Genomic DNA, 23,265 nt, shown 5'->3' on the forward strand with positions numbered 1-23,265 from the left:
TGGGTACTCACTTACTGTGCTTGCTATTAATAACAAGTCATTAATTTGATTTTCCATAATTTTTCAAATAGGAATTAATAAGTGTAACTGTAACTTATAAAATAAAAACTTCCAAAATTAGGCGAGCTTGTTTTAAGAGTCTGTAACAACCCCTTATTATCAAGCCATTAATTTATGTAATCCTAATTTAAGAAGATTTATAACAATGGGTTACAGGTTACAAAGTTACATTTGTATCTTTACTTGATTGGCAGTATCTATTTCTAATTGATTTTCTTTTTCCCATTCTTCTGGCAATAAATTCTTGTCAACTTCTATAAAGTCAGTTTTGTATTCTTCTTTCTTTTCATAATATAGTTTTACTGGAATTGAGACTCCACTTGGTGATATTCTCTTAGTCTTTGATGACCTAACTGGAATCCATTCTTGGAAATAATTATCCATAATCTCTGAAAAAGATTTTGACTTTATTTGGTATCCTTGCATGGTTAATTCTTTGAAACATGTTGTATTAGGATCTGCACTTTTGGGCTTATATTCTTCTAAGAAATACCTAATATCTTCCACATCTGGATTAAGATATTTGAACTTTTCTTGTTCCTTATACAAGTCTTTTAAAAGATTTTTTGGTATAGTCCATGCGTGTGTTTTGTTTTTAAAGATTTCATATCCTAAAGCTAGAGCCTGATTAAAATCTTCTCTTATAAGAGATATATATTCTTTATCCGAGAGTTTTTCCTTATTATTTTTATCTGGATATATAGTCCTTACTCTTTTATTTGGGTTGCATTCCACAGGCAAATATCTTCTTTCTCCAGTATGATCATTAAGAAAAGTTCTTTCGTTTAATGTCCCTATGAAGATACAAGTTCTAGGCACATCTGTTGCATATTTTTCGTAGGGTATTCTTATCCTATCACTTAATTTTGATAAAAAAGATTTAGCTTCATTAGCCGATTTTGCATTTCTTAAAGCAACAAATTCTTCGATTTCAACGACAGTTTTACCCATAAGGTTCATGACAGCATCCTTACCTTGAATGTTTTCTATTGTGCAAAACCAATCATCTGTTATGGACAAATATCTTGCAAAAGTCGATTTGCCTATACCTTGTCCCCCAACTAAAACAATCATCTCATCAAACTTAGCTCCTGGATTAAAAATTCTTTTTATCATGCCCAATATCATATGTTCCATTATCCAATTGTTAAGCTCTGTATCATCTGCTCCCAAATACTTTGGTAATAGTTTTCTAATGGCATTTTTATCTCCATTCCATTTTAAATTTTGAAGATATTGCTTTGGCGGACTCACTTCATATTGGTGAGCTACAAAACGAATAGCTTCCCACATTTTATTGGCATTATAATTAATTCCAAAGTGTTTTTCTATCTCTAAGCCTAATCTATTATTTAAAGAATCATCCCAAAGTCGTATTTGATTTTCCTTTATATTTCTTTCTCCGATAATTTTCCCCTGGAATTTTATTTCATTAGTAAATTTATCAAAGAATATTTGTCCATCAATGATTTTTTGATTTTGACAATATTTTGGATTTAAAATAGCTGTTACAATATTTCCAGTAATTTGTCTAACCGTCCCCTTATCCGTAGTTTGTAAGTCTAAAAAGGCGTAAGTCTGATCTATTTCTGGGAATTTTAATTTAATATCTGTCATAAGCCTTACTCCTCTTCTTTTTACAACCATCTAATCTCTTTATTGTTTTATATTTATTTTCCATTTTATCCTCCTGTCTGGTATAAATAAGACTCCTGTGGTAAAATGAACTTGTCTAGAGAACACTTCTCACAGGAGTGTATGCCTTTACTCTTTGTAGTAGGGGCTTTTTTCTTTTTTGATTTCTTCATATATTTCTAATATATAGATCAAAATACCAGCTTCATCGTCATCTAGTTTTCCAAACTTTTTAATAGCTTTTGCTAGTTGAAATATTTCCTTGGCTATATTGTCAGAAAGTCTGTAATCACTTACTAACTTAACTTCATGATTTAATAACATTTGTAGAAAATAATCTTGTTTTTTAAGTCCACTTATTTCTATCTTTTTGTTTATTAGATCATATTCTTCTTCAGATACTCTAAAGTTTAAAATGCGATTTCTTTTTCTATTTTTGTCTTTATTTCTCGTTTTTATAGAAATTTCATCTAATGAATGTCTTCTAAACATCTTTCTCGTCCTCTTCTAATAAATCTTTCCAGTCATTTGCCTTATTATTTCTTACTTGAGTTAAAGACAGAGCCATTTCTTTTTGCTTGCTAGGGAAAAGATGAGCATATCTATAGGTGATGTCAATCGATTCATGTCCAACCCTATCAGCTATTGCAGTTGCAGAAAATCCAAGTTCAATCAAGAGAGAAACGTGAGAATGCCTTAAATCATGTATTCTAATTCTTTTTACTTGAGATTTCTTAGATCCCCTATCCATTTCATGGTGGAGGTAGCTCTTAGAAAAATTAAATATTAAGTCTTTTGGTTTTAACTTATAAAAACTTTCAATATACTCTTTAATCTCATCCGTTAAAAATTCAGGCATAACTATTGTCCTGATACTTTTTTTAGTCTTAGGAGCAGTTATTACATTTTTCCCATCAATCCTTTGTAAAGATTCATCAATTTTTAATGTATGCCTTTCAAAATCAAATTTCTCTTTTGTTAAGGCTAATAATTCTCCCATTCTAAGACCACACCAATATAAAAGTTCAAAAGCATAGAATGATTCGGGTTTATCTTTTATAGCTTCTATAAATCTTTCATATTCATCTTGAGTCCAAAATAGCATTTCATCAGCTTCTTTTTCTCCCATAGAACCAACATCACGAGCAACATTAGTTTTTAAATTGTAGTACCTACAAGCATGATTTAAGATACTAGATAACTGGGCATGAATAGTTCTCAAATAAGTAGGAGAGTATTTTTTTCCATTCTTATCCTTAATCTTCATAAGCTCATTTTGCCATTGAATGATGGTTACGTTATTAATCTCATTAAGCATTAAATCACCAATATAGGGAAGTATTTTTTGATTTACAATTGCTTCTTTTGTCCTCCAAGTATTTTCTCTTATTCTTGGTTTTCTATCCCTCTTATAAAGTTCAAAAAACTCCCTAAAGCTCATCTCAATTGATTCAGAATGTTGATTTAAGAATTCTTGTTCCCATTTTAAAGCTTCTTTTTTCGTTGAAAATCCACGTTTTTTCTTAGTTAATTTTTCTCCTTTCCAGTTTGTATAATTAAATTTACAAAACCAAGTCTTGTTCCCGCTTTCATCTCTAAATGCTGGCACTTTAAACCTCCTTTGCATTTGTTGGTTTATAGCAATACTTTTCCATAAAGTATTCTCTATTTACCTTTCCTCTTTGCACACGATAACCTAATTTAAGTAGATCTTGATTCATGTCGTTTATAATCTGATATGCTGTTGTCCTACTTACATCAAGAAATTCTTGTACATCTTTTGCATTCATAAAAATACCTTTCATAATGTCCTCCTTTTATAGTTTGTAAGGTTCTACATCCTCAAAAAAGGCGAGCATTAATTTATATGTCTTACAACTTCCGTTCAATATCGAACGGTATGTATATATAGTAACAGTTCATATTTGTTCTGTCAAGTTTTTTCTATTTATTTTTTTCTGAAAAATTCAGATACTTGCAAATATTTACAACAGAACAGTTTTGTTGAGCTTTTGTTCGTTTTGTGATAAAATATTTATAGTTATTGTGAAATAAGGAGGAGTTAGTTTGATTTCTGGAGAAAAATTAAAAAAGTTAAGACTTATGAGAAACTTAACTCAAAAAGAACTTGCAATTAAGTCTGGTTTGACAGATGCTGCCATAAGAAATTATGAACTTGGAAATAGATCTCCAAGTAAAGAACAATTACAAAAAATATCTGAAGCACTTGATTGTGACATATCAGCATTAATTAATCATGAGCCTAATTCTATTTTTGAAATAATGCATATAATATTTGATTATGAAAAAGACATGAAGTTTAGACCTTTAGCAGGTGATGGAGAAATTAATGGACTTTTATCAAATGATGTAGACTTCAATAATTTTCTTATAGAATGGAATGAGATGAGAAAAAAGCATTACAACGATGAGATAACAGACGAGGAATTTGAAGATTGGAAGTTATCTTATCCTAAAAAATCAAGATTTTTAAAATAAAAATAATAAATCTAGAATATAAGATAAAAAACATGAAAACTTTACAATTTATAGGAAAGGTAATTTAAAATAGTGAATAAAATAGAAAAGAACAAGCTTACAATACCAATCTATCTTAATACTAAAATAGTTTTTGATATGTTAGCTACAATTGAGGATGGCTTTGCCGATGTTAAAAATGTTCAAACTTCAAAAAATAAAAATCAAGTGAATGATGTAGAAACAAATATAGGAACTAACAATCTATTTGCGCTTTTGAATATAGGAGTTAGTGGAAAACATAAAGGTACATCAGATAATGGAGAAACTATTATTGAAGAAAGAACACACACTCCAGTTTCTTTATTCCAGCAACTAAAGGAACAATTAGATAATGCAAAGTTTATAAATCGTGATATTGACAACTTAAATATTGGAGATTTTGTAGAAGTTCAAGGGACTCTAAAAAACAATCCAGTTATTGATATGTTATCAGGATTCAAAGAAATTATAACTTTAGCAAACTTATTTACTGATAACAAGCCTAAAAATAATAAAAACAGAAAAGAAAATGTGTTGACAGATAAAAGGCTAAACTCCCAAATAGATGGTTTAATTAAAGGGCTTCAAGCAGATGGAAAAAAAGATATAATTTGTGAAGCAGATAAAATTAATATAATCCTTCCAACAGATGAAAATTACTTTTTAAATAATAATATGAGTGAAGTTACCGATGGAAACTATAAAATATTAGGAAAGGTTATTAAAGTTTGTATGGATGATGGGGAGATAAGCCTACTTAGAAATACAGTTTTTTCTAAGCTCCAATTAGATAAAATGAAAGAATTTCAAGAATTTTTTTCTGATCCATCTTTAGCTCAATTCGTTGGTGAAGGCGGAATTAAAACTGTAATAAGTGCACCTGTTATAATGGTAATACCTATTGCAATATACATTTAGCTTTAAAAATTTTAATTAAATGAAATTATATTAATTTGACTCTTCTCTAAAGAAAAGAATCATTAAATTTAACGCAAAAAGACCGCAGCTTGAAACTACGGTCTAGTTTTTATCTGAATGTAAACCACTTAGAACTATTGTTCAATTTTTTCTTTTTGAGTTGCAATATTATTTGAAAAAGTAGATATTTTGCATCCCATATATGGCTTGTATTTAAATATTTATTAAAAATTTTTATTACTAATACCAAATGTGATGAGTTATTTTATTTTAATGCTACAAATAAAATCTATTTTATGAGCATGTTGAACGAAAAGATTATTTAATTAAATTTTTTCTGGCTATTGACACGCAGTAATCAAAATATAGACCCAAATTAGAACTTTTACACTTTTTATTTAACTTTTCTGCAAACTCTTCTGCCATATGGATATCTAAATCTCCTTTATTAGTCGGAAAAATTTTAATATAACCTTTAACCTTTTCTTTTTTGTTTATATTTATGCCTAAATCATGTATAGTTTTTTCTAAATTAGGGTCATTATATATAGGCACAATATATTCATACAACATATGTCCATTAAACATAGACTTATTTTTAAACTGTTCAGCTTTTTCTTGAGTGCAGTCATCTAAATCCATAATAATGAAGAGCTTAAAATTAACTAACCTTTTATTCTTAGAATCGTATGATATATCATATTTTTCAGAAAAATCTTTTAAACTCATATTAAATTTTGTAGAATTTAGTTCTTGCAAGACACTATTTACTTGTATGCTATGTCTTCCTCTATCTTTAGCATGTATTTCATGTTTTATTTTAAGGTTTGATTTCACAGAACTACACATTAATAATTCAGACTTTCCATGAACAATTGACATGACATTTAATTTTGTAGGTTTTCTTTTCATAATTATAACCTACTCTATTTTAAATCTTCCCTAAACTGATCAACCAGCTCATTAAAATCCAAATATCCAACATTAGGAATTCCAGAATAATCACCTCTAAGATATTTCAATCTTATATTATTATTTTTTTGAGTCCTAAAATCAAAATTATCAATTGGCAAAATACTTTTTCTTCCCAAAGCATCGCTGACTAATATATAAATATTCTCTTGAGGTAACATTTCCATCAAATACGTACTATGTGTAGTTGCAATAAATTGCACATTTTCAATGTTGTTAAAGGCGTCAAATAAAGATGATATAACTTCATATATTAGTAAATCATGAATTCCATTCTCCATTTCATCAATAATAACAGTATTTCCTAATATGGCTAAAAAAATAAACTTTATGACATCTAACAGTTGCTGAGTTCCTGTAGATTCAAGATTAAAAGGTATTGATTTTACATCATCATCTATGAGTTTTGAAAAATATAATTCGTATCTAAATTTATTATCAATAGGTGTAAAAACATAAAAAACTTTTTTTACATCAGAGTATAACTGTGTAAAAACTTCATTCAAAAATTTTTCCATTGATAATAATTCCTTATTATTTTTTTCGGTTATTGTACCCTCTTCAAGATTCGACAAAATTTTTGTAGGTATTGCCATCCTTCCAATACTTGATTTTGCATTTTTACATTGCAATGAGATTTTCTTCATCCAGTTAAAAACATCTATAAGATTAGGGCTTAAAGAATTATTAATAAAGTCATTATTTTTAATTTGAATCTCATTAAAAATAATACTCATGAATGTGTTTTTACCCCAATATTTTTCTATATTATCTTTTAATTCTTTTTTATAAGAAGGTGTTGTTATCATTGAAGGACTAATAATTATATTATTAGCATCTATTTTGAAAAGTCTACCAACTCTCTCATTTACTAGATACTTTAATTCTTCAAATATAACTGACTCATCATCAAATTTCAACTCGTAAGAACCCTCTAACCCATTTATATTGAAGCCTATTTTAACTTCCATATTACCTTCTGAATTTATGGTTTTGTTCTCTTGTATCAGACTCCTCATATCAAAAAAAGAATCCTTAATAATATGATCTAAAACTTCTTTTTTTATTTCATCATTTTCAATATCAGATAAAAGTTCAGGTACATTTTTATCATAAATTTTTCGTAACTTAATATTATTAGATAGTGTTAATAAGCTTTTTTCTAAAAACAAAATCGATGATATCAAATTTGTCTTACCTGCCCCATTTTCACCATATATAAATATCATTTTTTTTGGCTTTTTATTTTCCCCTCTTAAATCTATCTTTACATCAGTCAAAGATTTGAAATTCTTAAGTTCAATATATGATAACATAGTTAATCCTCCTATCTGTTATAAATTATAACATTTTTTCGTATTATTTCAAAGTTTTTTTAGCTTAGTTTTGATAGTGACATTCATGAATTTTCATGATATACCACTATACACATTATATATTTAAGAACAGGTAAATAATTTAAATATTTATTATAAAAAATTTGTAAAAACTTCTTATATTTTTATTATACATTCCATGATTTTCTCAATTTAATTTTTTCTATACTATAAGTTGTAAAATTAAATTCGACACAAAAAAGACCGCAGTGTGAAGCTACGGTCTAATTTTTGTCCAAATGTAAACCACTTGGAACTATTATTCAATTTATTCTTTTTTACTTCCAGTACCATTTGAGTACCAGTATCCATTTTTCATTCTCTTTATAGCTTGTAATTAAGCCATTTTAGAAAATTTTGCTACTATTCCCATTCAATTGTTCCCGGTGGTTTTGAGGTTATATCGTAGACTATTCTTCCTACTCCTTTTACTTCGTTTATCATTCTATTTGATAGGGTTTGTTGGAGTTCGTATGGCATATCGAAAGCTTCTACTGTCATTGCGTCTTTGCTTGATACTGCTCTTACTACTACTACGTAGTCGTAAGATCTTTCATCACCTTTTACTCCTACTGTTCTTAGCGGAGTAAATACTGTGAAATATTGCCAAATATCTCTGTTTAATCCTGCATTTTTTACTTCTTCTCTTAAAATTGCATCAGTTTCTCTAACTATTTCTAATTTTTCTTCTGTTATATCTCCCAACACTCTTATTGCAAGTCCTGGTCCTGGGAATGGTTGTCTCCATACCATTTCTTCTGGAACCCCTATGCTTTCTCCAAGTGCTCTTACTTCGTCTTTGAAAAGTTCTCTTAGTGGTTCTACTACTCCTTCAAAGAGCATATCTTCTGGAAGTCCACCTACATTATGATGGGATTTTATTACTGAACCTTTTCCTTTTCCGCTTTCTATTACGTCTGGATAAATTGTTCCTTGTACTAAATATTTTGCATCGCCAAATTTTTTGGCTTCTCTTTCAAATACTTCTATGAAATGATTTCCTATTATTTTTCTTTTTTCTTCTGGCTCTTCTACGCCTTTTAGTAAATCAAGAAATTCTTTTGAAGCATCAACCATTTTTACGTTTAGTCCAATTTTTTTGTATTGTTCCATAACGGATTTTGCTTCGTCTTTTCTTAATAAACCGTGGTCTACAAATATGCATTGAAGATCATTTCCTATTGCTTTGTGTACAAGTGTTGCAGCTATCGTTGAATCTACTCCACCAGATAGTCCGCAAATCATTTTTTCTCCAGCGTATTTTTCTTTTATATTTTCTATGGTTTCTTTGGCTAAATCTTTCATTATCCAAGTTTTTTTTGCTTTACAAATATTTAAAACGAAATTTTCTAATATTTGAAATCCGTATTCTGAATGGGCAACTTCTGGATGAAATTGTACGGCATAGATATTTTTTTCTTCGTTTTCAAATCCTGCTATTGGACAGTTCAATGTCCAAGCAGTTTTTTTGAATCCATCTGCAATTTTTGTTACTTGATCTCTGTGATTCATCCAAATTATTGATTCTTGCGCTACATTTTCATATAAATTTGATCTTTGGTCAACAAATAAAGGAGTTTTTCCGTATTCTCCTTTTTCTGCTTCACTTATTTCTCCATCAAAATGGAAAGCAAGAGCTTGCATACCATAGCAAATCCCAAGAACTGGCACGTTTAAATTTAAAATTTCTGGATTTAATTTTAGACTATCGTCACTGTGAATTGATTGTGGGCCGCCTGTCAAAATTATTCCGTCCAAATTTTCAAGATCGAGAGTTTTTAAGTCAACATCGCAATCATGTAGTGTTGCATAAACTCCCATTTCTCTTATTCTTCTTACAATAAGTTGGTTATATTGGCCACCAAAGTCCAATACCATAATTTCGGATTTTTTTTCCATCTATCCCTCCTATATTTCTCCAAATATTGCAAAATATTTCATATAATCAAGATTATCCATCTTGTAGTAGCTATACTTTATATCTTCATCATACTTTTTAAAGTGTAAATTTTCTATAATAGATTTAAAAGCTCCATTATTTTTTTCTGCTTTTAAATAAATTTCTTTTTTCTCGCCAAGGGTAAAGAAATAATCTATGACTGCCTCTAGAGCCTCTCTTCCATATCCCCTATTTCTTAGCGATTTATTTATAATTATAAAAAGACCTACTCCATCGTCTTTATCAAAGGCTTTAACAACTCCTATTGAATCGTTCATTCCTTTTTTTACAATATGCCAAAAATTATAATCTTCTTTTTCTTTATAATATTTTGCAGTTTTTTCAATTAATTCTTCTTTTGTTTCTAAATTTGTAAAATAAAAAAATTTTGGATCTTTTATAAATTCTAGATTTTTTTCTAAATCTTCCTTTTCAAATTTTCTAATAATAAGTCGTCTTGATAAAATAAGTTTGGTATTTTCCATAATCCTCCTCCACATAAAAAATAAGCTGCAAAAGCAGCATATTTTTTAAGAAAAATTCTTTTTGTAATATTCTAGAACATCCGTGGCTGTTTGTTCTATTGTATTTAATGTTACATCAAAAACTTTACAATCCAAATCTTCAAAAACTCCCTTTGCGTATTTTAATTCTCTATTGATTCTTTCCTTATCAAAATATTCGCTTTTTGATTTTAAGCCAAGGCCTTTTGACCTATCTTCTCTAATTTTTGATAATTTATCAGGATCAATAGTAAGACCTATAATTCTTTTTGGATCAATTTCGAAAACTTCTTCTGGAAGTCTTATTTCTGGAACTAAAGGAAGATTAAAAACTTTATAATCTTTTGTTGCAAGAAGCATAGTCACAGGTGTTTTTGATGTTCTTGAAACTCCAAGTAGTAAAATATCTGCCTCTTTTATTCCTCTTGGATCTTTGCCATCGTCATATTTTACGGCAAATTCTATGGATTCTATCATTGAAAAATAATCATCAGATAATTTTCTTGTGAGTTTTTTTTCTCTTAGAGCTTTTTGCCCTGTAACTTCTTCAAAAAGTGAAAGAGCTGGCCCTAATATATCTATAACTTTTATATTTTCTTTTTTAGCTTTTTGTTTCAAATATTCTTCAAGTTTTTTCTCAGCTATAGTTTGGATTATTATTGAATCTTCAGGAATTTTTTCAACAATTTTGTTAATTTTTTTTTCGCTATCAATATTAAATTTTCTATTAACTTCAAATTTTACATTCGGAAAATGAGTTATTACTGATTTTACAAATGTTTCTGCTGTTGCTCCAGTGGAATCACTGATTATATAAACATTCAATACATCACAATCCATGCTATCACCTATTTAACTAAATCTTTTATATTAAATATTCTAGAAATATTTGTTGCTAGTTTATTTAATAGTGCCAACCTATTATTTTTCAACTGTTCATCTTCAACCATTATCATTGTATTATCCAAATATTCGTTACCAAGGTCCATAGTAGATGCAATTTCTTCTAGGGCTTTTGTGTATAATTTTTGGCTTAAATATTTTTCGCAATCCAAATTTTCTATAAAATCGTAGTATTGTTTTTCTAAACCTTGGTCAAGCATTTCTACATTTACTTCTGTATTTTCAAAATCCTTGGTAAAATTATTGATTCTTGTAAAATAATTTAGAATTTCTTCGCTATTTTCTTTTTCTACAAATTCTTCAACAGATTTTACTTTTTCTATAACTGATAAAATATTTGTTTCTCCAGTAGCAAGAACTGCATTTACAAAATCATATCTGTAGCCCTTGTCTATGAGCATATTTTTAAGTCTATCAATGAAAAATTCTACTATTTTTTCTAAAGTTTTATCATAATCAAAAGAAATTTCATTTTTCTCTGTATAAACAAAGAGGGCATCTTTGATTAAATCTTTCAAATCAACATCAATTTTATTATCTGCAATTATATTTATAACTCCAATTGCTGATCTTCTAAGCCCAAACGGATCTTGACTTCCTGTTACATAATTTTCTATTATATAAAGTCCAGCTATTGTATCAATTTTATCAGCGATTGATAAAACAATTCCTGCAACTGATTTTGGTAGTGAATCTTCTGAGCTTCTAGGCTTATAGGCTTCTTCGATTGCATTTGCAACTTGGCTGTTTTCGCCTGAATTTGTCGCATAAATTCTTCCCATTGTTCCTTGAAGTTCTGTAAATTCTATAACCATTTTTGTTACAAGATCTGCCTTTGAAAGATAGGCTGCTCTTAATAAATTATCTGAAACATCTTCTCCAAGTTTAAATTCATCAAGATAATTTTTTGATAGAGAAATAAGTCTTTCAGTTTTTTGATAAACTGAACCAAGTCCTTCAAAAAATGTCAATCTATTAAGCTCTTCCACATAGTCTTCTAATTTTTTATTATTATCTATATCATAGAAAAATTTTGCATCTTCAAGCCTTGCAGTAAGAACTTTTTTATTTCCACTTATTACATTTTCTTTGGCAAAATCATCCCCATTTCTTACAAGCAAGAAATATGGCATTAATTTTTCATTATCATCTACAATAGGAAAATATCTTTGATGATCTTTCATTGGTGTTACAATTACTTCTTTTGGTAATTTTAAATATTCTTGATCAAGCTCTCCCATCAAAACTGTAGGATATTCGACGATATTTATAACTTCTTCAAGTAAATCTTCGTCTTTTAAAAATTTTCCACCAATTTCTTTGGCATAGCGATTAAGACCTCTTAAAATTATTTCTCTTCTTTCTTTGTAAGAAAGAATTACATAATTTTCTCTAAGTAATTCTATATAATTTTCAATTTTTTCTACAAGAATTTCACTTTTTCCTAAAACTCTGTGACCTTTTGTTGTATTTGATACTTTAATTCCCTCAGCATCAAATTCCAAAATTTCATCATCTAATAAGGATAGAAAATATCTGATTGGTCTTGCAAATCTAATTGATCTTCCTCCCCACCTCATAGATCTTGGGAAGTTTAATGATTTTACAAGCTCATATACATTTTTTTGTAAAACTTCTTTTATTGAAGGACTTTCTTCTTTTTTTTCTACATAAATATATTCTTCGCCCTTAAAATCTTTAATAATTACATCAGAAACTTCTGCTTTTTGTCCTCTCAAAAATCCCAAAAGCGCTTTTGATGGATTGCCTTCATTATCATAGGCAATTTTTTTGGAAGGACCTTTTACACTTATAAGTTCATTTGATTTATTTTCTTCAAGTCCATCAAGTAAAATTGCAAATCTTCTTGGAGTGGATTCTACTTTTATTTCTTCTACGCTTAATTTATTTTCTTCAATTAATTTTTTGAATTTTTCTTCAAGCTGTTTTTTTGTTGAATTTATATAAGCTGAAGGAAATTCTTCAACTCCTATTTCTAATAAATATTTGCTCATTACTTATCCTTTCTTAAAAGTGGATATCCTAGTTCTTCTCTTTTTTCAATATAAGATTTTGCAACCTTACTAGAAATATCTCTTACTCTTTTAATATAGTGACTTCTTTCTGATGCAGAAATTGCACCCATTGCATCCAAAGTATTAAAAGTGTGGGATGATTTTAATACATTATCATAAGCTGGATACACAAGACCTTTGTCAATTAATCTGTTTGCTTCTGATTCATAAATTTCAAATAATTTTTCCAAAACTTCGCTATCAGCATCTTCAAATGAATATTTTGAATTTTCATATTCTGGCAATTGGAAAACATCTGAATATTTTAAATCTTTTGACCACTTAATATCAAAAACATTATCTACATTTTGTAAATACATACAAACTCTTTCAAGGCCCATGGTTATTTCTCCACTTTCAAGCTCGCAGTTTATTCCGCCTACTTGTTGAAAATAAGTAAATTGGGTTATTTCCATTCCATCAAGCCAAACTTCCCATCCAAGTCCCCAAGCTCCAAGGGTTGGTGATTGCCAGTTGTCTTCTACAAATCTTATGTCGTGTTCTTTTGGATTAATTCCAATTACCTCAAGACTTTTTAAATATAAATCTTGAATATTTTCTGGAGTTGGTTTAAGTAAAACTTGTAGTTGATGATGTTGGTATAATCTATTTGGATTTTCTCCATACCTACCATCAGCTGGTCTTCTTGATGGTTCTACATAAACAACTTTCCAAGGTTCTTTTCCCAAAGATCTCAAAAAAGTATGAGGATTCATTGTTCCTGCACCTTTTTCCAAATCATAAGGAAGCATGATTGATGCACCTTGTTCTTCCCAATATTTTATTAATTTTAGCATTAAATCTTCAAAATACATTTTTTCTCCTATTATTTGACTAATTTCATTACCCAATCAAGTGAGCTAAATTTTCTAATTTCCAAACATTTCAATACATAGCTTACTATCAAATTTATAATTTTTTCCTTTTCAATATTTAAATTAATCTTTGAAACCTCATCAGTTGGCGTATAGATTAATTTTAAAATATACAAATATTCTTCTCTTGTAAGATATACTATATCCTTTTTTATTTTCTTGCAAGATGAACAAACTATGCCCCCATCTTTTATAGAAAAATAAGCATCACTAGGATTAATTTTTGATCCACACAAGGAACATTCTTTTAAATTTGGTTTAAAACCTGAAAAAGATATATACTTTAATAAAAAGCAAAGAAAAATATTTAAATAATTTTCACTTGCTTTTTCAAAACTGTCAAAAGTCTTGTCCAACAAATTGTAAACTAAGTCTTTTTGGTCATAATCAATTGTTTTTAATAACAAATCACAAATTGCCGATTTGTATATTATTATATCAAAATTTTTATTTGATTTCGAATAAGATTTTAATAATGACGCATCTCTTATTCCAAAAAATTTTTCTCCAGACTTATAAAGATTGTATGAGGCTTTTACAAATCTTTGAGTTGAAGAAAGATTTGAATTTTTTTTATTTAAAACTCCCTTAGCAATTATGGAAATTTTTCCCATATCTTTTGAAAAAATTTCTATGATTTTGCTTGACTCTTTGTAGGAAAATTCTCTTAAAACAAATCCTTCTACATTTGAATTATCACTTGTAACCAAACCTATCCACCAATTTTTGTTTTTTACGCCAATCTTTTTCGACCTTAACCCACAATTTCAAATTAATTTTGCTATCCATAAAAACTTCAATTTCGCATCTTGCTTCCATGCCGATTTTTTTAATTTTACTACCGTTTTTTCCTATTACTATTTCCTTGTGACTTGGTCTTTCCAAAATAAGACTTGCGTATATGTCATATAAATTTTTGTCTTCTCTTTTTTTGAATTGGTCAATTCTTACAAAAATTCCGTGAGGGATTTCATTTGATAAATTTTTCAAAGCTTTTTCCCTGATAATTTCTGACACAATAAATCTTTCGTTTTTGTCAGTTATCATATCAGATGGATAATAAAGTGGGCCTTCTGGCAATATTTCTTTTACTGTTTCTATATATTTTCCAATATTTTCATCGTTTAAAGCTGAAATTGGAATTATATAATCAAAAGTATTTAATCCTATGTAAGTTCTTTTAATTTGTTCAATTTCTCCTTCTTCTAAAAGATCACATTTATTTATAAGAAGAATTTTTGGAGCATTTACTTTTTCTAAAATTTCCAAAATCATCTTATCAAGTCTTCCAATTGTTAGAGAATTGTCAACAATAAATGTCACTATATCAGAATCTTTTAGGCTATCTTCTGAAACTTCTAGCAAATGTTCTTGAAGTTTATTTCTTGGTGTTTGAATGCCCGGTGTGTCTAGAAAAATTATTTGTGAATTTTCGTCATTATATATTATTTTTATTTCATCTCTTGTAGTTTGGGGTTTGTTTGAAATTATTGAAATTTTTTCTCCCAATATTTTTTCCATCAAAGTAGATTTTCCTACATTTGCCCTTCCTACTACCGATACAAAACCTGATTTCATTTTTCCTCCAAATCTTTTTTTGAAAAGTTATATGGAAGAATATCATCAAGTCCATATATCTTATAATCATCAACTGAGTTGGCTATTACAATTTTTGAATCCGAATCTAAAAACTCTGCCATAAATTGCCTGCAAACTCCGCAAGGATAAGTCATATTACTATCTCCTGTAATAATTATTGTATCAATTTCTTTATCGCCTGCGCTTATTGCTCCTGCAAGTGCAGATCTTTCCGCACAAATTGTCACTGAATAAGCTGCATTTTCTATATTTACTCCCTTGTAAATATTTCCTTTTTTTGTCAAAACTAGGCTTGACACCCTAAATTTTGAATAAGGCGAATAAGAATTTTTTTTATTTTCTATAGCAATTTGTATTAATTCTTTTAAATCTTTTTTCATGAAAATACTCCAAATATTAATAAAGCTGTCGCCGTTCCCAAAATCGCTCCTCTTATAATTTCTGGAAGAGAATGGATATTTGCCTCAAAACGACTTTCTGCAACTATAATTGCAAGACCATAAAATACAAAAATCAAAAATCCTTCATCAATTCTCATTGAGCCAATTGTTGCAAGGCAAAAGGCAATTGATGTGTGTCCTGAAACAAATCCACCATGAAAAGCTGTTCCGTGGCCCTTGTAAAAAATTCCTTTAAAAAATATGGTAGAAATTATGACAATTGATACAGTTATAAGAGCAAGATGGGATGGTCTTCTTGAAATTCTTAGTACAACTGATGATGAAAAATTTGCAACCTTATCAAAAAATACCAAATAAGCAATAAAAAGTGTGTTCATAGCTGATACAAAAGTTGCCGCTGCTGACAAGTCCTTGCTGGCTTTTGCTTCTTTTGATTTTTTTCCTCCACCACCAAGATTTACAGCTTGTTCCAAAGAAGTATTTAATAGCTCACAGGAAATTACAAAGGCAATTGAAAAAACCAAAAACATCATCTCTACTCTTGAAACATTTAAAAACAAAGAAATAAATAAAACAAGAATAGATGTTAGCACATGAAATTTCATATTTTTTTCATTATTTATAGCAAAAACCAAACCCTCAAAGGCATAATCAAATCCTTTTACAAATTTTTCTCCTGGACTTTTTGCTTTTGGAATATATTTTTCTGCCTCATCTTCTTTTTTCTTTTCTTCCTTTAATTCTTTTTTTACTTGGTCTTTTATTTCTTCAATTAATTGTTTTTCATCTTTCATTTGAATACTCCAAGATTTTTCATCACTTCTTTTTCCTTAGCTCTCATGATTTTTTTATCATCATCTTCTATATGGTCATAGCCCAAAAGATGAAGAATTGAATGGCAAGTTAAATACATTACTTCTCTTTCAAAAGAATGTCCCAAATCATCTGCTTGCTTTCTTGCAACATCAAGACAAATTACAACATCGCCAAGCATAAGATAGGGTTTTTCCAATATATTTTCCCTATCTTCATTAAAAAAATCTTCAATTGGAAAAGATAGGACATCAGTTACCCTGTCAATTGACCTAAAATCTTTATTTAATTGTCTTATTTTTTCCTCATCAACAAAAGAAAGTGATATTTCACATTTTTTCTCATCAATATCTTCAAGCTTTAAAACTTCTCTAATAACTTTTTCAAGATATTTTTCAATGTTTACTTCTTCTTTTGTTTCATTATTTATTATTAAATTCATTTTTTTCTTTTTCCTTATCTGCCTTATCATAAGCTTCAATTATTCTTTGAACTAAAGGATGTCTTACTACATCGATTGAAGTAAATTCCATAAATTCTATTCCTCTAACATTTCTAAGAATTCTTGAGGCAGATTTCAAACCAGAATTTTTACCACGAGGAAGGTCAATTTGAGTTATATCTCCAGTTATAATAGCTTTTGATCCATAGCCAAGTCTTGTCAAAAACATCTTCATTTGCTCGAAAGTTGTATTTTGCGCTTCATCTAAAATTACAAAAGAATTATCAAGAGTTCTTCCCCTCATGTAAGCAAGAGGTGCAACTTCTATTACGCCTTTTTCAACTAAATTTTGATAAGTTTCAAAACCAAAAATTTCAAAAAGTGCATCGTAAAGAGGTCTTAAATATGGATCAACTTTATCTTGCAAATCTCCTGGCAAAAATCCCAAACTTTCTCCCGCTTCAACGGCAGGTCTTGTAAGAATAATTCTATTTACCTCATTATTTTTAAAAGCTCTTATCGCCATTGCAACAGCCAAATAAGTTTTTCCAGTTCCAGCAGGCCCAATTCCAAAAACCACATCATTATTTTCAATCATATTTACATAAGATTTTTGTCCCAAAGTTTTTGGCTTAATTGGTTTGCCATTTGCTGTTGTAACAATAACTTTATCAAGAGAAGATTTTATAACTTCCTTGTTTTCAGAAACAAGCATATCAGAAAAATATTTTAATTTTTGATAGTCAATATTTCCTTCTTTTTTTATTACTTGAATAATTTCTTCAATAAGTTTTTTTACAAGATTTAAATTAACCTCTTCTCCATTTAAACTTATATTTCCATTTTCAGTTTTAATTTTTACATCAAATCTGTTTTCAATATATTTTCTATTTTTATCAAAATTACCGAATAAACCCATAGTTATTTCGGTATTATTTATTTCTATAATCTCCTTAATTTTAATCACTCCTTTAGTTTATTATACCATCTTAGTTGCAAAAGAAAAAAGATGAGAAACTCATCTTTTTGCTTTTGGCTTTCCTATTATTTCTGAATAGATAATCGCCTTTTTTAATTCATTTTTTTCTAATTTTATTTTTTTATTTTCTTTCCAATAATCTTCGATTTGATTTTTTGAAATTTGTTCGGTTTTTTTGTATGATTTTTTTTCACTTACTTTTTTTTCATTGTAAGCTTGTAGATTTCTTCTTTCAAATCTTTGGTAATCATTTGTGTATGTTTTTTTGTTATCGGATTTATTTTTTGTATCTTTTGCAAGTGATGACATAGCTTGTCCAAATGTCATCTTCTTTTTTAATTTTTTTTGCTTTTTTAGATTATTATTTTCTTCTTTTTTTAATTCTTTTAACCAAGTATCAAAATCTGGTGTATCTTTCCCTTCTTCTTTATTATTTTCTTTGTCAAGTAGATAAATAAATTTATAAAACTTGGTTTTTAAATTATCTTTTGCCATTAAATTTCATCTCTGCTATCAGTTTCTGATATTTTATTTCTCATTTGAGTGTCGGCGTTTATATTTTTCATATTATAATAATCTAAAACTCCAAGATTTCCACTTTCTAGTGCTCTTGCAATTGCTAGTGGAACTTTTGATTGGGCTTCTACTACTTTCGCTCTGTTTTCTTGTTCAAGCGCTATAGCTTGGGCACGTCTTTCTTCGGCTTTTGCTTGGGCTATATTTTTATCAGCTTCTGCTTGATCTCTTTGTAATTCTGCTCCAACGTTACGTCCTATATCTACATCTGCAATATCTATTGAAAGAATTTCAAAAGCTGTCCCACTATCAAGTCCTTTCATTAGAACTGTTTGTGAAATATTATCTGGATTTTCTAAAACTTCTGCGTGTGTGTCTGATGAACCAACTGTTGTTACAATTCCTTCGCCTACTCTTGCGATAATTGTTTCTTCGCCAGCTCCTCCTACAAGTCTTTCAATATTTGCTCTTACTGTAACTTTTGCAATAACTTTGACTTCAATTCCGTTTTTTGCAACGGCTGCTATGGTTGGTGTATTTATTACTTTTGGATTTACAGAAACTTGAACGGCTTCAAAAACATTTCTTCCCGCAAGATTCATTGCTGCTGCTTGTTGAAAATTCAAATCTATATTTGCTCTTTCTGCTGCAATCAAGGCATCTACAACTTGGTTTACATCTCCTCCTGAAAGAAAATGACTTTCCAAATCAGAACTTGAAATTTGAATTCCTGCTTGATGAGATTTAATCAAAGCATAAACTATATGACTTGGATTAATTCTTCTAAATCTCATTGCAACAAGTGAGCCCATTGAAACTGGCACTCCAGATGATCTTGCTGTAATCCACAAACCAATTGGCACAAGTGTCAAAAATACTATTAAAAAAATTACTACTAAAGCTGGTATTATTATCGGCATTATATATCCTCCTTAACATAAATATGTCCATCTTTTATTTCTACAACTTCTATTCCTACATCTTTTTTGATGAAATCTCCATAAGTTTTTCCATCATAAATTTTTCCATCAATTGTAATTCTTCCTGTAGGTCTTAAAATACTTATCGTTTTTCCTTTTTTTCCTAAAAGATATGTATAATCTTTTTTGGAATTATATCCTCTTTCCTTAGTTTGAGTATTAACTAGAACAGCCTTGTCAAATAAATTTGCTGAAAATCCTAATCTTACAAAAATTGTTACACTCAAAAAAATTGATGCAGCAGTAATTAGTAAAATCAAAATTCCAAATAGGGAATTATCAAAACTATCCATTAGCGAATATGTCGTTAAAATAATACCCGAAATTCCCATAATACCAAAACCAGGTACAAATAGCTCAATAGCAAGTAACAAAATGCCCGATATAAAAGCTATTATTGTCATCATATCTGCTTCGCCCCTGTCAAGATTTGACTTGTAAAAATATATAAATAAAGCTATTGCTATAAGAGTAAATAAAATTTTTTTATCAGTAAAAATTATAGCAACTATACATATAAATGCAAGCGTAAATGACAGAGCCAATAAAATATCCCCTAACATACTTCTCCTTTCTATAATAAATATTACATTATTTTTATACCCAAATTAAAAATAAAAAAGGAGAAATAATTTTCTCCTTATATACTAATTTATTAAATTTTTTAAAATTAATTTTCATCTAATAATTCTTTTAATCTTCCTGTTAATTTATATGGAACTTTTTTTAATTCTTCTATATTTTTCACGCCAACTAGAGCCATAAATATTTTTATTTTTGTATTTAATTCTTTAAGATATTTGATTGCGTAATCATAATCGCCTCTGAGTAGAAATGACAAAACTTCTCCAGAAATTGCACACATATCTGCACCAATTATTAGAGATTTGCAAACATCACTCGAATTTCTTATTCCACCGCTTGCTATTAAGAAAAAATCATCAGACAAACTTCTTACATCAAGAATTGATTTCGCTGTAGGTATTCCCCATGAATAAAATTCTGAATAATCTTTGTCAAATATTCTCATATCTTCGATTTCTATAAAATTTGTGCCACCTTTTCCTGCAACGTCAATATATTTTACGCCAATATCTAAAAGTTTTTGACCTACTTCTTTGCTCATTCCAAAGCCAACTTCTTTTACAATCAAAGGCACTGAAATATTTTTACTAATATTTGCCAAATTTTCAAAGTTTTTAGAAAAATCTCTTTCACCTTCATCCATTACTAGCTCTTGGGCAATATTTAAGTGAGCTTGCATAGCAGATGCTCCTATTAAATCTTTTGCAAATTCAAAATTTTCGATTTTATTTTCCCAACCGAGATTTCCAATTTTTATTACATTCTTATCTTTTAATAGGGAAAAAGACTCTCTTGAATCTTTATCTTTTATGGCTATGGATTCGCTTCCAACAGCCATTGGTATATTTAATTCTCTACAAATATTTGATAAATCTTCGTTTATATCTTCACTTATTTCAGTTCCACCTGTCATTGCATTTACCATCACAGGCATTGAAATTTTATTTCCCATAAATTCTATTGATGTATCAATTTCATCAAAATTTACATTGCTTAGGGCATTGTGTTCCACATAAACGTTGTTTAATAATGTTTTTGACTTAAATTCACTTCTAAGATAATTTTCAATATGTTCGTCTTTTCTTTCTCTTCTTTTCTCGTCCATTTTTCCACCTATTAATTATCTTCATTAAGGTTATTCACATCTTCATCGAAATAATTTTCATCTTCTGTATTTTCTTCGTCTTCTTGGTTCAAATCTTCATAATCCTCATCCAAATATTCTTCGTCTTCTTCATTACTATTTGAATTTTGATAATCTTCATTTGAATTTTCATTATCGTTAGTGTAAGTATAGTTTTGATATTCCCAATAAGAACTATCTTCTTTTTTCCAAGATTTTAATTTATATTTTGAAAAAACTTTATCAACTATCTTCCAAGTTTCTTCGTAATTAGGAATATAATAGCTTACTCCATCAATATATTGTGGATTTCCTGGAACAGTATAAGTTTTACATTTTTCTGAAGAAAAGTTAGACATTTTGCTAGCAAAATCAATCATAGTTGCCAAAGGCAAATTTGTTTTTACATCTTTAAAATATGATTCAACCAAGGAAGTCATATTTATTGTTTTTGATTTTTTTACCAATTCATTTATGATTCCTTTCATAAATTCTTGTTGAGCATTAACTCTACCAAGATCAGCATTTTGGTAAATTTTTCTAGCTCTCAAATAAGTTAATACATCTTGTCCGTTCATTTTATTCATTCCCGGTCTTATATGTGTATTTCCTTCATCAAGTCTTACTCCTTCAGGAACTTTGTAATTTACTCCTCCAATTTCATCAACTATATTAACAACAGCCTCAAAATTTATTTCTGCATAATAGTCAATATCAAGACCCAAAAAATCTCTTAAAGTTTTTAACGTAAGTTCAATTCCACCATAAGCATGAGCGTGATTTACTTTTGTAAATTCATCCCTAACCTTTACTCTAGAATCTCTAGGAATTGATAAAATATCAACTTTTCCCGTTTCAGAATTTATTTTACAAAGCATAATTGTATCTGTCCTTGTAGGCTCAGGATTTTCTTTATTTTGACTTGCATCAACTCCAACCAAAAGCACAAGAATTTCGTTATCAACCTTTTTTCCCTTATTATTTTCAGCAGCCTCAGCCCCATAATTATCTATATTTTTTTTATCCTGTAATTTATTTAAATAGGCATTTGAAGAAAAAAATACAAATAATGCCACCATAATCGTTATTAAAAATCTTTTAAATCTCATAATATCTCCTTCTCATCTTGTAATTATAGCATAAAAAAAGACTTAATAAAAATAAGAAATTTCAAAAAAATATGATATAATCAAAATATGATTAAGCTAATAACAATTGATATAGACGGAACCTTGCTTACAAATACAAGACGTCTTCCAAAAAAAAATAAAGAAATGATATTAAAAGCAAAAAAATTAGGAGCACATATAGCTCTAGTAAGTGGCAGACCATTTTCTGGAATTCTTCCTTATGTCAAAGAACTCGACCTAGAACACGAAGGTCATTTTTCAATTTCCCAAAATGGATCTTATATTTTTGACAACTACACTAAGGAAGTAATTACAGGAGTTTTTCAAAAACCAAAAGATTTAATTAATCTTGATAAGGCTTTAAAAAATTTTAAAGTTCAAATTTCAGCCATGGATGATGATAGTTTTTATACAAGACATAAAAATCCAAATATTTTGACAAGATTTGATTCTTTTATTACAAAATTAAAATTACAAAAAATTTCCTACGATGATTTTGACGAAGATAAAAATTTTGGTAGATTTTTGGTTATGGGATGGCCTTGGAATATAGAAAAAGTAATGGACAATATGCCAAGTTTTGTAAACGAAAATTATTACTATGCAAAAACTGCTCCAGTTTTAATTGAAGTTATGAACAAAAACGCAAACAAGGGAAATGCCATAAAATTAATGAGCGAAAAACTTAGTTTCAAAATTGATGAAATTATGGCAATAGGAAATGAAATGAATGATATTCCAATGCTAGATATGGCAGGATTTTCCGTTGCAATGGAAAACGCCAACGATTATCTAAAACCTCACGCAGACTATATAACTTTATCAAATAATAAAGCAGGAGTTGGAGAAGCTATAGAAAAATTAATAGAAAATAATTTTGAAAAATTTTAAAAATTTAAATAAAAAAGCATTCCTAGATTT

At 28.7% G+C, this 23,265-nt stretch carries 25 protein-coding genes; 3 read left to right on the forward strand and 22 right to left on the reverse strand.

Features of this window, described 5'->3' with window-relative positions:
* Positions 1–225: 225 nt before the first annotated feature.
* The 4 genes from HMPREF3045_RS05895 to HMPREF3045_RS05910 all read right to left on the reverse strand — a co-directional run bounded on the left by HMPREF3045_RS05895 (position 226) and on the right by HMPREF3045_RS05910 (position 3,500).
* Positions 226–1,707, reverse strand: a complete 1,482-nt coding sequence (locus tag HMPREF3045_RS05895) for a VapE domain-containing protein (RefSeq protein ID WP_070737859.1) — start codon at positions 1,705–1,707, stop codon at positions 226–228.
* A gap of 117 nt (positions 1,708–1,824) precedes the next feature.
* Positions 1,825–2,187 (reverse strand): plasmid mobilization protein, encoded by a 363-nt coding sequence (locus tag HMPREF3045_RS05900; RefSeq protein ID WP_070737862.1) that lies wholly within the window; start codon positions 2,185–2,187, stop codon positions 1,825–1,827.
* Positions 2,180–3,304 (reverse strand): site-specific integrase, encoded by a 1,125-nt coding sequence (locus HMPREF3045_RS05905; protein WP_070737866.1) that lies wholly within the window; start codon positions 3,302–3,304, stop codon positions 2,180–2,182. Before HMPREF3045_RS05905 ends, HMPREF3045_RS05900 begins: the two co-directional genes overlap by 8 nt.
* Position 3,305: 1 nt before the next feature.
* A complete protein-coding gene (locus HMPREF3045_RS05910; protein WP_002839721.1) occupies positions 3,306–3,500 on the reverse strand; it encodes a hypothetical protein in 195 nt (64 codons plus the stop codon).
* A 262-nt stretch (positions 3,501–3,762) separates the two neighbouring features.
* Between HMPREF3045_RS05910 and HMPREF3045_RS05915 the strand changes: the two genes are divergently transcribed.
* Positions 3,763–4,194, forward strand: coding sequence for a helix-turn-helix domain-containing protein (locus tag HMPREF3045_RS05915; protein WP_070737869.1), 432 nt, complete (start codon positions 3,763–3,765; stop codon positions 4,192–4,194).
* A 72-nt stretch (positions 4,195–4,266) separates the two neighbouring features.
* Entirely contained in the window at positions 4,267–5,133 is an 867-nt protein-coding gene (locus tag HMPREF3045_RS05920) for a DUF6414 family protein (protein WP_070737872.1), read from the forward strand.
* Positions 5,134–5,451: 318 nt separating this feature from the next.
* Here the strand turns inward: HMPREF3045_RS05920 and HMPREF3045_RS05925 are convergent, their stop codons facing one another.
* The 18 genes from HMPREF3045_RS05925 to HMPREF3045_RS06010 all read right to left on the reverse strand — a co-directional run bounded on the left by HMPREF3045_RS05925 (position 5,452) and on the right by HMPREF3045_RS06010 (position 22,323).
* Positions 5,452–6,045, reverse strand: a complete 594-nt coding sequence (locus HMPREF3045_RS05925) for a hypothetical protein (RefSeq protein WP_070737875.1) — start codon at positions 6,043–6,045, stop codon at positions 5,452–5,454.
* A gap of 14 nt (positions 6,046–6,059) precedes the next feature.
* Positions 6,060–7,421 carry an AAA family ATPase gene (locus HMPREF3045_RS05930; protein WP_070737877.1) on the reverse strand — a complete coding sequence of 454 codons (1,362 nt, stop codon included), beginning with the start codon at positions 7,419–7,421 and terminating at the stop codon, positions 6,060–6,062.
* 423 nt (positions 7,422–7,844) lie between these two features.
* Complete coding sequence (gene guaA, locus HMPREF3045_RS05935) at positions 7,845–9,380, reverse strand: glutamine-hydrolyzing GMP synthase (RefSeq protein ID WP_070737880.1); 1,536 nt, start codon at positions 9,378–9,380, stop codon at positions 7,845–7,847.
* Between the two features lie 9 nt (positions 9,381–9,389).
* Positions 9,390–9,905 carry a GNAT family N-acetyltransferase gene (locus HMPREF3045_RS05940; RefSeq protein WP_070737883.1) on the reverse strand — a complete coding sequence of 172 codons (516 nt, stop codon included), beginning with the start codon at positions 9,903–9,905 and terminating at the stop codon, positions 9,390–9,392.
* A 45-nt stretch (positions 9,906–9,950) separates the two neighbouring features.
* Positions 9,951–10,763, reverse strand: a complete 813-nt coding sequence (locus tag HMPREF3045_RS05945; protein ID WP_070737886.1) for a pyruvate, water dikinase regulatory protein — start codon at positions 10,761–10,763, stop codon at positions 9,951–9,953.
* A gap of 8 nt (positions 10,764–10,771) precedes the next feature.
* Positions 10,772–12,841, reverse strand: a complete 2,070-nt coding sequence (gene glyS / locus HMPREF3045_RS05950) for a glycine--tRNA ligase subunit beta (protein ID WP_070737889.1) — start codon at positions 12,839–12,841, stop codon at positions 10,772–10,774.
* Positions 12,841–13,716 carry a glycine--tRNA ligase subunit alpha gene (gene glyQ / locus HMPREF3045_RS05955; protein ID WP_019118472.1) on the reverse strand — a complete coding sequence of 292 codons (876 nt, stop codon included), beginning with the start codon at positions 13,714–13,716 and terminating at the stop codon, positions 12,841–12,843. Before glyQ ends, glyS begins: the two co-directional genes overlap by 1 nt.
* A gap of 11 nt (positions 13,717–13,727) precedes the next feature.
* Positions 13,728–14,486, reverse strand: coding sequence for a DNA repair protein RecO (gene recO, locus HMPREF3045_RS05960; protein WP_070737892.1), 759 nt, complete (start codon positions 14,484–14,486; stop codon positions 13,728–13,730).
* Complete coding sequence (era, locus tag HMPREF3045_RS05965) at positions 14,473–15,354, reverse strand: GTPase Era (RefSeq protein ID WP_004839274.1); 882 nt, start codon at positions 15,352–15,354, stop codon at positions 14,473–14,475. The genes recO and era overlap by 14 nt, the downstream gene beginning before the upstream one ends.
* Positions 15,351–15,755, reverse strand: a complete 405-nt coding sequence (gene cdd, locus HMPREF3045_RS05970; protein ID WP_070737895.1) for a cytidine deaminase — start codon at positions 15,753–15,755, stop codon at positions 15,351–15,353. Before cdd ends, era begins: the two co-directional genes overlap by 4 nt.
* On the reverse strand, positions 15,752–16,570 hold the full coding sequence (locus HMPREF3045_RS05975; protein ID WP_004839276.1) for a diacylglycerol kinase: 819 nt from the start codon (positions 16,568–16,570) through the stop codon (positions 15,752–15,754). The genes cdd and HMPREF3045_RS05975 overlap by 4 nt, the downstream gene beginning before the upstream one ends.
* Positions 16,567–17,031 (reverse strand): rRNA maturation RNase YbeY, encoded by a 465-nt coding sequence (ybeY, locus tag HMPREF3045_RS05980; protein ID WP_070737898.1) that lies wholly within the window; start codon positions 17,029–17,031, stop codon positions 16,567–16,569. Before ybeY ends, HMPREF3045_RS05975 begins: the two co-directional genes overlap by 4 nt.
* Positions 17,012–17,950 carry a PhoH family protein gene (locus HMPREF3045_RS05985; protein ID WP_070605879.1) on the reverse strand — a complete coding sequence of 313 codons (939 nt, stop codon included), beginning with the start codon at positions 17,948–17,950 and terminating at the stop codon, positions 17,012–17,014. The genes ybeY and HMPREF3045_RS05985 overlap by 20 nt, the downstream gene beginning before the upstream one ends.
* 99 nt (positions 17,951–18,049) lie before the next feature.
* Positions 18,050–18,505 carry a hypothetical protein gene (locus HMPREF3045_RS05990; RefSeq protein WP_070737901.1) on the reverse strand — a complete coding sequence of 152 codons (456 nt, stop codon included), beginning with the start codon at positions 18,503–18,505 and terminating at the stop codon, positions 18,050–18,052.
* Complete coding sequence (gene floA / locus HMPREF3045_RS05995) at positions 18,505–19,446, reverse strand: flotillin-like protein FloA (RefSeq protein ID WP_004839280.1); 942 nt, start codon at positions 19,444–19,446, stop codon at positions 18,505–18,507. The genes HMPREF3045_RS05990 and floA overlap by 1 nt, the downstream gene beginning before the upstream one ends.
* Complete coding sequence (locus tag HMPREF3045_RS06000; RefSeq protein ID WP_070737904.1) at positions 19,446–20,069, reverse strand: NfeD family protein; 624 nt, start codon at positions 20,067–20,069, stop codon at positions 19,446–19,448. Before HMPREF3045_RS06000 ends, floA begins: the two co-directional genes overlap by 1 nt.
* A gap of 107 nt (positions 20,070–20,176) precedes the next feature.
* A complete protein-coding gene (gene fni, locus HMPREF3045_RS06005; protein WP_070737907.1) occupies positions 20,177–21,196 on the reverse strand; it encodes a type 2 isopentenyl-diphosphate Delta-isomerase in 1,020 nt (339 codons plus the stop codon).
* Positions 21,197–21,207: 11 nt separating this feature from the next.
* Positions 21,208–22,323, reverse strand: a complete 1,116-nt coding sequence (locus HMPREF3045_RS06010) for an LCP family protein (protein ID WP_070737910.1) — start codon at positions 22,321–22,323, stop codon at positions 21,208–21,210.
* An 87-nt stretch (positions 22,324–22,410) separates the two neighbouring features.
* Here HMPREF3045_RS06010 and HMPREF3045_RS06015 point away from each other — a divergent pair, with 87 nt between their 5' ends.
* On the forward strand, positions 22,411–23,235 hold the full coding sequence (locus HMPREF3045_RS06015; RefSeq protein WP_070737913.1) for a Cof-type HAD-IIB family hydrolase: 825 nt from the start codon (positions 22,411–22,413) through the stop codon (positions 23,233–23,235).
* Positions 23,236–23,265: the final 30 nt, after the last annotated feature.

Origin of the sequence: Anaerococcus sp. HMSC075B03 (assembly GCF_001815585.1) — a bacterium.
Lineage (GTDB): Bacteria > Bacillota > Clostridia > Tissierellales > Peptoniphilaceae > Anaerococcus > Anaerococcus vaginalis.

What these genes read in the sequence shown, in the direction of transcription:
- era (WP_004839274.1), bottom strand. Translation starts at nt 15,354, where the DNA reads ATGAAATCAGGTTTTGTATCGGTAGTAGGAAGGGCAAATGTAGGAAAA.
- glyQ (WP_019118472.1), bottom strand. Translation starts at nt 13,716, where the DNA reads ATGTATTTTGAAGATTTAATGCTAAAATTAATAAAATATTGGGAAGAA.
- HMPREF3045_RS05990 (WP_070737901.1), bottom strand. Translation starts at nt 18,505, where the DNA reads ATGGCAAAAGATAATTTAAAAACCAAGTTTTATAAATTTATTTATCTA.
- glyS (WP_070737889.1), bottom strand. Translation starts at nt 12,841, where the DNA reads ATGAGCAAATATTTATTAGAAATAGGAGTTGAAGAATTTCCTTCAGCT.
- HMPREF3045_RS06000 (WP_070737904.1), bottom strand. Translation starts at nt 20,069, where the DNA reads ATGTTAGGGGATATTTTATTGGCTCTGTCATTTACGCTTGCATTTATA.
- HMPREF3045_RS05910 (WP_002839721.1), bottom strand. Translation starts at nt 3,500, where the DNA reads ATGAAAGGTATTTTTATGAATGCAAAAGATGTACAAGAATTTCTTGAT.
- HMPREF3045_RS05900 (WP_070737862.1), bottom strand. Translation starts at nt 2,187, where the DNA reads ATGTTTAGAAGACATTCATTAGATGAAATTTCTATAAAAACGAGAAAT.
- fni (WP_070737907.1), bottom strand. Translation starts at nt 21,196, where the DNA reads ATGGACGAGAAAAGAAGAGAAAGAAAAGACGAACATATTGAAAATTAT.
- guaA (WP_070737880.1), bottom strand. Translation starts at nt 9,380, where the DNA reads ATGGAAAAAAAATCCGAAATTATGGTATTGGACTTTGGTGGCCAATAT.
- ybeY (WP_070737898.1), bottom strand. Translation starts at nt 17,031, where the DNA reads ATGAATTTAATAATAAATAATGAAACAAAAGAAGAAGTAAACATTGAA.
- HMPREF3045_RS05925 (WP_070737875.1), bottom strand. Translation starts at nt 6,045, where the DNA reads ATGAAAAGAAAACCTACAAAATTAAATGTCATGTCAATTGTTCATGGA.
- HMPREF3045_RS05940 (WP_070737883.1), bottom strand. Translation starts at nt 9,905, where the DNA reads ATGGAAAATACCAAACTTATTTTATCAAGACGACTTATTATTAGAAAA.
- HMPREF3045_RS05930 (WP_070737877.1), bottom strand. Translation starts at nt 7,421, where the DNA reads ATGTTATCATATATTGAACTTAAGAATTTCAAATCTTTGACTGATGTA.
- cdd (WP_070737895.1), bottom strand. Translation starts at nt 15,755, where the DNA reads ATGAAAAAAGATTTAAAAGAATTAATACAAATTGCTATAGAAAATAAA.
- floA (WP_004839280.1), bottom strand. Translation starts at nt 19,446, where the DNA reads ATGCCGATAATAATACCAGCTTTAGTAGTAATTTTTTTAATAGTATTT.
- HMPREF3045_RS05945 (WP_070737886.1), bottom strand. Translation starts at nt 10,763, where the DNA reads ATGGATTGTGATGTATTGAATGTTTATATAATCAGTGATTCCACTGGA.
- HMPREF3045_RS05895 (WP_070737859.1), bottom strand. Translation starts at nt 1,707, where the DNA reads ATGGTTGTAAAAAGAAGAGGAGTAAGGCTTATGACAGATATTAAATTA.
- HMPREF3045_RS06015 (WP_070737913.1), top strand. Translation starts at nt 22,411, where the DNA reads ATGATTAAGCTAATAACAATTGATATAGACGGAACCTTGCTTACAAAT.
- HMPREF3045_RS05975 (WP_004839276.1), bottom strand. Translation starts at nt 16,570, where the DNA reads ATGAAAGATGAAAAACAATTAATTGAAGAAATAAAAGACCAAGTAAAA.
- HMPREF3045_RS05985 (WP_070605879.1), bottom strand. Translation starts at nt 17,950, where the DNA reads ATGGGTTTATTCGGTAATTTTGATAAAAATAGAAAATATATTGAAAAC.
- HMPREF3045_RS06010 (WP_070737910.1), bottom strand. Translation starts at nt 22,323, where the DNA reads ATGAGATTTAAAAGATTTTTAATAACGATTATGGTGGCATTATTTGTA.